The following is a 9,902-nucleotide window of genomic DNA, read 5'->3' as shown; positions in this document are numbered from 1 at the left end:
ACCTTCTACCGACCACTCATTCGGGCGGGGACCCCGGACCCGGCCGCGGCTCCCCCGCGGCTCAGAGCTCCTCGTACCTGGCCGGGTCCTGGTCGGCCGTGCGGCCGTCGGGGCGGCCCAGGGCGGTGATCCGGGCGACCTCGTCGTCGGTGAGCGCGACGTCGAAGATCGCCAGGTTCTCCCGCTGCCGGTCGCGGCCGGCGGCCTTGGGCAGCGGGATCGCGCCGCAGGCCACGTGCCACGCGAGCACGGTCTGCGCCGGGCTGACCTCGTGCGCCTGCGCGATCCGCGTGATCACCGGGTTGTCGAGCAGGTCGTTGCCGCGCCCGATCGGGCTCCACGACTCGGTGAGGATGCCGTGCTCCCGGTGGAACGCGAGCGCCTCGGTCTGCGGGAAGTACGGGTGCAGCTCGATCTGGTTGACCGCCGGCAGCTCGCCCGTCTCCTGCGCGAGCCGGTCGAGGTGCTCGGGCAGGAAGTTGCAGACGCCGATCTGGCGCACCAGCCCGCGCTCGCGCGCCTCGATCAGGGCGCGCCAGGCCTCGACGTACTTGCCGACGGACGGGTTGGGCCAGTGGATGAGGTACAGGTCGACGGTGTCCAGGCCGGTGCGCAGCACGCTCTCCTCGACGGTCTGGATCGCGTCGTCGAACGCCTGGTACTTGCCGGGCAGCTTGGAGGTCACCACGATCTCGTCGCGCGGCACGTCGGAGCGCCGGACCGCCGCGCCCACGGCGCCCTCGTTCTGGTAGCTCGCGGCCGAGTCCAGCAGCCGGTAGCCGGCGTCCAGCGCGTCGACGACGGCGCTCGCCCCGGCCTCCCCGCGCAGGCGGTAGGTGCCGAACCCGACGGCGGGCAAGGTGTATCCGGACGGCGTGGCGACCGTGGGGATCGACATACGAGGGCTCCTCAGCATCGACATCAGGTCCCTCGACCGTAACCGTTCCCGCTCACCGCAGAAGCACGCCGAGCACAGCCGCCCCGGCCCAGGCGGCCAGCACCACCAGCACGAGCCCGACGTCGGCCCGGCCGATCGGGACCGGGCGCCAGACCGTGCGGGGGCGCTCGCCGAGCCCGCGGGACTCCAGTGCCAGCGCGATCCGCTCGGAGGACCGGATCGAGGTGACCAGCAGCGCGAAGGCGGCCCGCCCGGCGTCGGCCGGGCCGAAGCGGGGGCGGCCCCGGCGCAGGGGTGCGCGCACCGCGTGGGCCGCCCGGATGGTGGCCCAGCGCTCGGGCATCGCCGCGAGCATGCGGTGGCCGGCGAGCACCGAGTACGCGTAGCGCGGGCTCAGCCGGGCGTGCTGCACGAGGCTGACCATCAGGTCGCGCGGCGGCGTCGAGGCCAGGAACCCGATGGTGAGCACGCCGATCACGAGGCCGCGCAGCGCGAGGGCGACGCCGATCGTCAGCCCCTCGACGCTGACCGGGGCGCCCGCGACCACCGGCGTGCCCGGGCGGCTCAGGGCGTTGATCGCGACGAGCCCCACGCCGAACACGACGAACGGCACCTGGCCGAGCACCAGGGTGCGCACCGGGAGGCGGGCAGCGGCCAGGACCGCCACGACCGCGAGCGCCCAGAGGACGAGCAGGGGGCGCGGGTCCAGGAAACCGAGGGTCGCGAGGGATGCCGCCAGCAGGATCGCGGCCTTGACCGTGGGGTTGCGGCGGGCGAGCAGGGACCGGGCGGGCGCCTGCGGTCCGGTGCGCGGTCCGGGCCGCGTGTCGACGGCAGTCATGCGGCCACCCCTAGTGCGAGGGCGGCGGCGTCCATGGCCCGCAGCACCGTGACCAGGGCGGGGCCGTCGCTCACCTCGGCGGCGAGCCGGCGCAGCAGAGCGGGTGGTCGCAGGCCGGCGCGTTCCAGGAGCGGCTCGTCGCGCAGCAGCTCCAGGGGCGTCGTGTCGGCGAGCAGGGTGCCGTCGGCGAGCACGAGCACGCGGTCGGCGTAGCCGGCCACGGCGCGCAGGTCGTGGCTGGAGAACAGCACGCCCCGGCCGTCGGCCGCGACGTCGCGCAGGGCGCGGAGCACGCCGACGGAGGCGTGCCGGTCGAGGCCGAACCCGGGTTCGTCGGCGAGCAGGAACGGGTGCTCGTGGACGAGCATCGCGGCGAGGCTGAGGCGACGCTTCTGCCCGCCCGAGAGCCGGTACGGGTTGTGGTCGGCGAGCCGGGTGAGCCCGAAGCGGGCCAGGGCCTGCTCGACCCGGGGCGCGGCGTCCGGCGGCAGGCCGTGCGCCACCTCCTGGCGCACCGTCGTGGCGGTGAACTGGTGCTCCGGGTTCTGGAACACGAGCCCGGCCCGCGGGCCCTCCACGCTGCCCGCGGCCGGGCGGTCGAGGCCCGCGAGGCAGGCCAGCAGCGTGGACTTGCCGCTGCCGTTGGCGCCGACCAGCGCTGTCGTGGTGCCCGGGCGCAGCTCCAGGTCGATGCCGCGGAGCACCTCGCGACGTCGGGCACGGGGACCGCGGGACACGGCGAGCCGGCGGGCGCGGAGCGGCGTCCCGCCGCGCGGGCCGGCGAGGTGCGCTTCTACCCGGTCATCGGGCCGGGAATCGGGCTGGTTTCGGGCCCAATCGCTGGGTAGAAGCGCACCTTCCGAGCGTGCCGCGGCGTCGCCCAGCAGCGCGCGGAGCTCCAGGTCCAGCGGGAGCCAGCAGCCCTCGCCGACCAGGTCCCGGAGCATCGGCACCGTGAGGTCCTCGACGGCGACGTCGTGCCGCACGCGCCCGTCCTTGCCGAGCACGATCCAGCGGTCCGGCAGGGCGGCGGCCCCGGCGTCGCCCGCCAGCTCGTCGAGCCGGTGCTCGACGAGCACGCAGGCGGCACCGGTCTCGCGCCGCACCACGTCGAGCGCACGCCGCACGGCGTCGATCCCGTCGGCGTCGAGCATGGAGGTCGGCTCGTCGAGCAGCAGCAAGCGGGGTGACGGCGCGATGGCCGCCGCGAGCGCCACGCGCTGCAGCTCGCCGCCGGACAGCTCCGCCGTCGCCCGCCCGGCCAGGCCCGCCGCCCCGGCCCGGTCGAGCGCCGTGCGCACGGCGGGCCCGATGAGGCCGGGGGCGACGGCGAGGTTCTCGAGCGGGAACGCGACCTCGTCGAGCACGTCGGGCAGGCAGACGCCGGACTCGGGGTCCTGGGCGACGACGCCGACGACGTCGGCGAGCCCCGCGATCCCCGTGCCGGCGACCGGCCGGCCCGCCACGGTCACGGCGCCGTCCACCTGGGCGTGCACGGCGTACGGCACCGCGCCGTGCAGCATCCGAAGCAGCGTGGACTTGCCCGAGCCCGACGGGCCGAGCACGAGCACGCTCTGCCCGGCGGCGATCCGCAGGTCGACGGGCCCCACGCCGTCGCCGGTGCCGTACACGGCCTCCAGGCCGCTGGTCTCGACGACGGCGGTGGAGGTCACGTCAGCGCTCACGCCGCACCACGGGTCCGCGCCCGGCGGCCGCCGCGCGGCCGATCGCGAACTCGTCCAGCACGCCCGTGCCGTGCAGCCGGTCGACGATCACCTTGGCGAGCAGCCCGCCCAGCACCAGTCCGGAGACGAGCTGGAGGCCCAGGCGCAGCGCCAGGATGTCCTGCCCGTACCAGCCGAACCGGAACGCGGACCACACGAACACCAGGCCCGCGCCGAGCACGCCCGAGAGCGCGTACACGCCCCACCCGAACTTCCGGTAGCGCGTGAGCGCGAACGGCAGCTCGCTGCCCGCGCCCTGGATCGCCGCGGCCACCAGCAGCAGCGGCCCGACCGGGGAGCCCAGGAAGACCACCTCGACCACCGACGCGATCACCTCGGCGATGATGCCGACGAAGGGCTTGCGGATGATCGCGACCGCGATCGGCGCCACCAGGAGCCAGCCGCCCAGCAGCACGTGCTGGGCCAGGTCGCCGGCCGGTCCCATGGCCACGGCGAGCCCGTTCCACGCCTGCACGAGCGCCCAGTACAGGAACCCGAAGACGACGCCGAGCATCACCATGAGCACGATGTCGCGCAGCGGCAGCCGCGCGCGCCGGCGTTCCGTCGTCTCGCTCATCGGGTGCCGCCCGCGTGGCTCGGGCTGTTCACCGAGAGGGTGAGGTGGCTGGTCACGTGCTGGACCGTGCGGCCCGCGAGGACCCACCCGGCGAACGCGCTGGCGAGCACGCGGCCGGCGTCTCCCTCCAGGCGCGTGACGAAGTGCTGCGAGCCGTGGAACGTGCCGTTCTCCTTGGCCAGCTCGATCGCGGCGTAGATGTCGCGCATGTGGTCCGGCGTGACGTCCGCGCGGACGTCGTCGGCCAGGGGGTACAGGGCCCACTCGGCCGTGACGAACCGGCCCGTGTCGCGGCCCTCCGGCACCTCGGTGACGCGCGGCCCCGCGCCGCCGGGCAGCTCGCAGACCACCTCGCCCGGGCAGCCCCTGGACAGGTGCACGGTGATCGCGGCGTGCTTGCCGGACGCCGCGATCCCGACCGTCAGGTCGGTGACGTAGCGCAGCAGGTCGGCCTCGGAGCCGCCCACGTAGGTGCTCACGTCGCCCGTCTCGACCACGAGGCCGGTCGTGTCGGCCTCGCGCAGCGCGCCCAGGATCACGTCGACGTAGTCGTCCGACATGACCGCCGCGGTGATCCGTGCGCCGACGCCGAAGCGCATCGGGTCGCCGCGCAGCCCGGCCGTCTCGTCGGTGCTGGTGGCATCGGTACTGGTGGCAAGGTCTGCCATCGGGGTGCTCCCTGTCCGTCGGATATCCGTCGGCACAGGAGGACGGGCGCCCTACGGCCCCACGTCCTGAGTCGCTTCCTGCGCCGGCATGATCCGGATCAGGTTCTACGGTCGGAGTTCGAGTACTCCCTCTCAGCCCGGCATACCGGACTCCCGTGCACTGCGCTCACCGTAACAGCACGGCCGGACGCCGCCCCCACGCGTCCGCTCGCTAGCATCGGCGCATGCCCGACGACGCCGCGACCGTCCCGTCCCCCTGGGGCGAGCTCGCCCGTGCCACGACCACGCTGACCAGCGGCGAGACCCTGGTCCACGACTGGTACTCGGCCGACGCCGGCGCCGCTGACGGCGAGCCCGAGCTCATGGTCCGGGCGACCGACGCCGCCGCGGCGTCCGCCCTGCTGCCGCGTGTCGCGGCGTTCTTCGCGGACCGCGCGGGCTGGCAGCGGCGCGCGACGGACGCCGTCGTCAAGGAGTTCAGCGCCGAGGAGCCGACGCCGGACGAGCTCGCCGAGGCGGCGCACGACCTCGTGCTGCAGACGGTGGAGGTGCTCGCCGACGGCGACGTCGTGCTGCACCTGGACGACTCGTGCGGGGCGCACTTCCTGGACGGCTACTGGCCGGCCGTGCGGTTCGACGCCGACGACGTCGCCGTGGAGGTCACGGTCGAGGCGTGACCGCTCCTGCGCGGGCCGACGTCACCGTGTCCAGGATCTCCGCCCACGGGAAGTCGTCCGGCACGGCGGCACCCGGTTCGTGCGACTCGCTCGGGCCGATTACGAGGCGCACGCCCCACTCCTCGAGCGTCGCGAGGCTGCCCGCGTAGGCCGGGTGCGCGGCGAACCTGGTGTGGACGTAGGGCGCGGCGACGATCGGTACGCGGCGTCCGACCTGCTCCGCCAGGCGGGTCAGCACGTAGGTGTCGGCGATGCCCAGCGCCCACTTCGTGAGCGTGTTGTACGTCGCCGGGGCCACGATCACGGCGTCCGGGTCAGGCAGCGAGTACCCGACCGTGGTGTGGAAGTCCGTCCGCACCGGACGCCCCGTGACCTCCTCGATCCGCGCCATCGCCTCGGGGAAGGCACGCACCGCCTGCTCCGTGGCCAGGACGCGCACGTCCCAGCCCCGCTCGGTGGCGGGCGGCAGGAGCAGGGACGGCACCTGCCGGGTCGCCCCCGCACCGGTCACCACGACGTACAGCACACCCAGGGTCGTGGGGCCCGGGGCCAGGCCGTCGGCCTCGCTCAACGCGCCTCGAGGACGAAGTAGATGAAGCACAGGAACGCCGACCGCTCACCGCTGACGATCCGAGGCGGGAGCAGCTCGGGCGGGGTGTCGGGCGCCGGTTCGGGCTCGGCCAGCACGGAGATGCCGAACCCCGCGGCGGTGAACGCGTCGACCATCGCGTGCAGGGGCCGGTGCCAGTACGTCAGGGTCGCCGGCTCGCCGTCGAACTCGTGCACCTCCGAGTGCTGCAGGGTGGCGAAGTAGTTGTCCTCGGGGTTGGTGACCACCCGGACGGTGGGGTGGTTGACCGAGAGGATGACCCGGCCGCCGGGCTTCAGCACCCGCCGGAACTCACCGAGGGGCCCGCTCCAGTCCCGGAAGTAGTGCAGCACGAGCGAGGCGACGACGTCGTCGAACGCGTCGTCCGCGAACGGCAACGGCTGGGCGAGGTCACCGACGTGCAGCGGGACGTCGTCGCCCAGCCTGCGCCGGGCGAGCTCGAGCATCGCGGGGCTGCCGTCGATCCCGGTCATGACGGCGCCCCGCGAGCGCAGCGCCTCCGTCACGGGACCCGTGCCGCACCCGGCGTCCAGGACGTGCCGCCCGCTCACGTCACCCGCGAGCCGGACGAGGGCCGGGTGGTTGTAGTAGTTGTTGAGCAGGCTCGACGTGTTCTCGGCGTGGTAGTTGTCCGCGAAGCTGTCGTAGTGGTCCGGCTTCATGAGTCCCCTCGTGTGCGCGGTTTGTCCGATTTCCGGGGAGGCTACCGGAGCGCCGTCGGGGCGGACCGGACCGACACCCTCAGCCGGCGTCGGCCAGCCGCCGGAGCTCGGCGAGGTCGTCGAAGGTGCGGACCAGCACGGCGCGCCGGGCCGCCCGGAACTCCGGGGAGGGACCGAGCCCGTCGACCGTGCTGTCCCAGACCGCCAGGTAGTCGCGCTTCCACGTCTCGATCGTGGCGGCCTCCGGCAGCAGGGCACCCACGTAGTCCAGGCGGGCGAGCACCGCCAGGAGCTCCAAGTTCGCCGGGACGGCCACGCCCCAGTACTCGTCGGGCTCCAGCCCGACCGGGTCACCGGACATCGCCTCGGCGACCTCGGTCACGAGCTGGTCGGTGAGGCGCGACAGGTGGTCCGCCGCGGCGTCGTCGTCGAAGTTGCCCGGACCCCAGGTACCCACGGAGCTCCCTCTCGTTCGTCGTTTCGTTGACCGCGGCTGAGCCTAGCGTCAGGGCCCGAGCCGGCCGGGTTCGTCGCCGCCGGTCCGGTCAAGCGACCTCGTCCGCGCCGGTCGCTCAGCATCGCCGCGCGGTCGGTCCGACTTGAGCCTGCCCCTGGGGCACGGTGTCTGCTGATGAGTTCGTCGACCGATGCGACCGACCTCGGACCGCCAAGGAGGCCGTCCGGCGCCTGAGAGGCGTGGTCGGCATCGGGCCGTAGAGTCGAGCCGACGGGAACGAGACCTGCACATGCGCGAGACGAAGCCCTCCGTCCTGACACCAGCCACCAGCGCGTTCGACCTACCCGCCCGCCTCGCGGCCAAGTCCGACCCCGCGTTGATCGCCGCCGACGAGCAACACTTCGCGGACATCGCCACCAGCCTCGACCGGTCGACCGCGGAGCTGTCGGCGCGGCTCGACGCCGCGCGCCGGGCACCCGCCGTCATGGGGCAGGCGGCGCTGGAGCGTGACCAGGAGGTCCACCGGCTCACCTCGCGGCTGCGCACCCTGCGCCGATTCGGCCTGGACCTGTGCCTCGGCCGCATGGTGCCCGAGGACGGCACGGCAGGCGAGGACGAGGCCGGCCCGGTGTACGTCGGGCGGCTCGGCCTGACCGACGGCGACGGGCGCCGCCTCCTGATCGACTGGCGCTCCCCCGCGGCCGAGCCGTTCTTCGGCGCGACGCACGCGCAGCCGATGAGCCTGACGAGCCGACGCCGCTACCGCTGGACGCGCGGCCGCGTCACCGACTACTGGGACGAGGTGTTCACGCCGGACGCCCTGGAGGCACAGGCCGCGCTGGACGACCAGTCGGCCTTCATCGCCAGCCTGGGCAGCGTGCGGTCGGAGCGGATGCGCGACGTGCTCGGCACCATCCAGGCCGACCAGGACGCCGTCATCCGGGCCGGCTCCCGCGACGCCCTCGTGGTCGACGGCGGCCCGGGTACCGGCAAGACCGTCGTCGCGCTGCACCGGACGGCCTACCTCCTGTACTCCGACCCGCGGCTCGGGCATCGCCGCGGCGGCGTCCTGTTCGTCGGGCCGCACGAGCCCTATCTGGCGTACGTCGCCGACGTCCTGCCGAGCCTCGGTGAGGAGGGCGTGCAGACCTGCACCGTGCGGGACCTCGTCCCCGAGGGGCGGACGGCTGCCCCCGAGCACGACCCGGAGGTGGCCCGGCTCAAGGCGGACGCGCGCCTGGTCGCGGCGGTCGAGCCGGCCGTGCGCCTCTACGAGAACCCGCCGCAGGACGACACCGAGATCAAGACCCCGTGGGGCCCCGTCCGGATCAGCGCGGCCGACTGGGCCGAGGCGTTCGGGGCCGCCGAGCCCGGCGTCCCGCACAACGACGCCCGCGACCAGATCTGGGCCGAGCTGCTCACGATCCTCACGGACAAGGCCGACGACGGAGCCCAAGTGGTGGACGACGACGTGGACTACGACGTCGTCCACTACGGCGTGGAGAGCGGTGTGCTCGACGACGGCGTGCTCGACGGCCGCCTCCGGGACGAGGAGGCGGCACACGACCGGGACGAGTTCGACGCCTACGGGCTGCGGCCGGAGGACCCCTCAGTGGCGGTCCGCCGCGCGCTGGAGACCAACCGCGACCTCGTACGGGCCTTCGACCGGGCGTGGCCGCTGCTGGACCCCGCCGACATCGCTGGAGACCTGTGGGAGGTGCCCGCCTACCTGCGCATGTGCGCGCCCTGGCTCGCGCCCGACGACGTCGCGCGCCTCCAGCGGGCCGACCCGCAGGCCTGGACCACCGCCGACCTGCCGATCCTCGACGCGGCCCGGCGCAGGATCGGCGACCCGGACGCCTCCCGACGCCGGCGCAGGCAGGAGGCCGCGCTCGCGGCCGAGCGCGCCAGCATGTCCGACGTCGTGGACGACCTGATCGCCACCGACGACTCCGACCTGGGTGTGATGTCGATGCTGCGCGGTCAGGACCTGCGCGGCGCCCTGGTCGAGACGACGGCCCTGCCCGCCGCCGACCCGGACCTGCTCGCCGGGCCCTTCGCGCACGTCGTCGTGGACGAGGCCCAGGAGCTCACCGACGCCGAGTGGCAGATGCTGCTGGATCGATGCCCGTCGGGAAGCATGACGATCGTCGGCGACCGCGCACAGGCGCGGCACGGGTTCACCGAGTCGTGGACGGAGCGGCTGCGGCGGGTCGGCCTGGACCGGATCGGGGTCGCGTCCCTGACCATCAACTACCGGACGCCCCAGGAGATCATGACCGAGGCCGAGCCGGTCATCCGAGCCGCGCTCCCGGACGCCAACGTGCCGACGTCGGTCCGGCGCAGCGGCATCCCGGTGACGCACGGCGCCGTCGCGGAGCTGGACTCGGTGCTGTCGGGCTGGCTGGCCGACCATGCGACGGGGACGGCGTGCGTCATCAGCGCCGACGGCGCGGTCGCGGCGCCGCCCCGGGTGCGGTCGCTGACCCCGGAGCTGGCGAAGGGGCTCGAGTTCGACCTTGTTGTCGTGGTGGAACCGGGGTCGTTCGGCGGTGACGGCGACCGGGCGGGGCTGGCGGGGGCCGTCGACCGCTACGTCTCGATGACCCGGGCGACCCAGCGGCTCGTGGTGCTCGCCGGATGACAGCCGGGTGGCGCCGTTGGCTCCGCCTCACGCCTGTCAGGCGCGGGCAGCGAGGCAATTGCTGTCTGTCGGCAGCCGTCACGGCCCGTTCGCGTCCTGGTTTCGAACTCTGGACGCGATGACGCTCACCGTGCAACACTTCGC

General features: G+C 74.2%; 10 protein-coding genes and 1 riboswitch. Of the genes, 2 read left to right on the top strand and 8 right to left on the bottom strand.

Annotation, left to right across the window (positions count from 1 at the left end; translation table 11 throughout):
• Positions 1–61: 61 nt before the first annotated feature.
• From ACFU5G_RS13920 to ACFU5G_RS13900, 5 genes are read right to left on the bottom strand one after another with little or no spacing between them, the layout of a single operon-like run.
• Entirely contained in the window at positions 62–898 is an 837-nt protein-coding gene (locus ACFU5G_RS13920; RefSeq protein WP_377245299.1) for an aldo/keto reductase, read from the bottom strand.
• 52 nt (positions 899–950) lie between these two features.
• A complete protein-coding gene (locus ACFU5G_RS13915) occupies positions 951–1,739 on the bottom strand; it encodes an energy-coupling factor transporter transmembrane component T family protein (protein WP_377245296.1) in 789 nt (262 codons plus the stop codon).
• Entirely contained in the window at positions 1,736–3,424 is a 1,689-nt protein-coding gene (locus tag ACFU5G_RS13910) for an ABC transporter ATP-binding protein (protein WP_377245293.1), read from the bottom strand. The genes ACFU5G_RS13915 and ACFU5G_RS13910 overlap by 4 nt, the downstream gene beginning before the upstream one ends.
• Complete coding sequence (locus tag ACFU5G_RS13905; protein ID WP_377245290.1) at positions 3,414–4,040, bottom strand: ECF transporter S component; 627 nt, start codon at positions 4,038–4,040, stop codon at positions 3,414–3,416. The genes ACFU5G_RS13910 and ACFU5G_RS13905 overlap by 11 nt, the downstream gene beginning before the upstream one ends.
• Positions 4,037–4,708 carry a YkoF family thiamine/hydroxymethylpyrimidine-binding protein gene (locus ACFU5G_RS13900; RefSeq protein ID WP_377245287.1) on the bottom strand — a complete coding sequence of 224 codons (672 nt, stop codon included), beginning with the start codon at positions 4,706–4,708 and terminating at the stop codon, positions 4,037–4,039. The genes ACFU5G_RS13905 and ACFU5G_RS13900 overlap by 4 nt, the downstream gene beginning before the upstream one ends.
• A gap of 58 nt (positions 4,709–4,766) precedes the next feature.
• Positions 4,767–4,875: riboswitch (TPP riboswitch) on the bottom strand.
• A gap of 57 nt (positions 4,876–4,932) precedes the next feature.
• Between ACFU5G_RS13900 and ACFU5G_RS13895 the strand changes: the two genes are divergently transcribed.
• Complete coding sequence (locus ACFU5G_RS13895; RefSeq protein WP_377245284.1) at positions 4,933–5,385, top strand: hypothetical protein; 453 nt, start codon at positions 4,933–4,935, stop codon at positions 5,383–5,385.
• Here ACFU5G_RS13895 and ACFU5G_RS13890 read toward each other — a convergent pair.
• The 3 genes from ACFU5G_RS13890 to ACFU5G_RS13880 form a co-directional block, all read right to left on the bottom strand.
• On the bottom strand, positions 5,369–5,956 hold the full coding sequence (locus tag ACFU5G_RS13890; RefSeq protein WP_377245281.1) for a flavoprotein: 588 nt from the start codon (positions 5,954–5,956) through the stop codon (positions 5,369–5,371). The genes ACFU5G_RS13895 and ACFU5G_RS13890 overlap by 17 nt on opposite strands.
• On the bottom strand, positions 5,953–6,657 hold the full coding sequence (locus tag ACFU5G_RS13885) for a class I SAM-dependent methyltransferase (protein ID WP_377245278.1): 705 nt from the start codon (positions 6,655–6,657) through the stop codon (positions 5,953–5,955). Before ACFU5G_RS13885 ends, ACFU5G_RS13890 begins: the two co-directional genes overlap by 4 nt.
• A gap of 79 nt (positions 6,658–6,736) precedes the next feature.
• Positions 6,737–7,114 carry a DUF4259 domain-containing protein gene (locus ACFU5G_RS13880; protein ID WP_377245275.1) on the bottom strand — a complete coding sequence of 126 codons (378 nt, stop codon included), beginning with the start codon at positions 7,112–7,114 and terminating at the stop codon, positions 6,737–6,739.
• Positions 7,115–7,403: 289 nt separating this feature from the next.
• Here ACFU5G_RS13880 and ACFU5G_RS13875 point away from each other — a divergent pair, with 289 nt between their 5' ends.
• Positions 7,404–9,758 (top strand): HelD family protein, encoded by a 2,355-nt coding sequence (locus ACFU5G_RS13875; RefSeq protein WP_377245272.1) that lies wholly within the window; start codon positions 7,404–7,406, stop codon positions 9,756–9,758.
• The last annotated feature ends 144 nt before the right edge of the window (positions 9,759–9,902 follow it).

It is taken from the genome of Promicromonospora sp. NPDC057488 (assembly GCF_042802395.1).
In the GTDB taxonomy this organism is placed as follows: Bacteria; Actinomycetota; Actinomycetes; order Actinomycetales; family Cellulomonadaceae; genus Promicromonospora.
This window is presented reverse-complemented; position numbering and strand designations above follow the sequence as displayed.

Coding starts and splice junctions, on each gene's coding strand:
- ACFU5G_RS13905 (WP_377245290.1), bottom strand. CDS start 4,040: ATGAGCGAGACGACGGAACGCCGGCGCGCGCGGCTGCCGCTGCGCGAC.
- ACFU5G_RS13885 (WP_377245278.1), bottom strand. CDS start 6,657: ATGAAGCCGGACCACTACGACAGCTTCGCGGACAACTACCACGCCGAG.
- ACFU5G_RS13915 (WP_377245296.1), bottom strand. CDS start 1,739: ATGACTGCCGTCGACACGCGGCCCGGACCGCGCACCGGACCGCAGGCG.
- ACFU5G_RS13920 (WP_377245299.1), bottom strand. CDS start 898: ATGTCGATCCCCACGGTCGCCACGCCGTCCGGATACACCTTGCCCGCC.
- ACFU5G_RS13875 (WP_377245272.1), top strand. CDS start 7,404: ATGCGCGAGACGAAGCCCTCCGTCCTGACACCAGCCACCAGCGCGTTC.
- ACFU5G_RS13900 (WP_377245287.1), bottom strand. CDS start 4,708: ATGGCAGACCTTGCCACCAGTACCGATGCCACCAGCACCGACGAGACG.
- ACFU5G_RS13895 (WP_377245284.1), top strand. CDS start 4,933: ATGCCCGACGACGCCGCGACCGTCCCGTCCCCCTGGGGCGAGCTCGCC.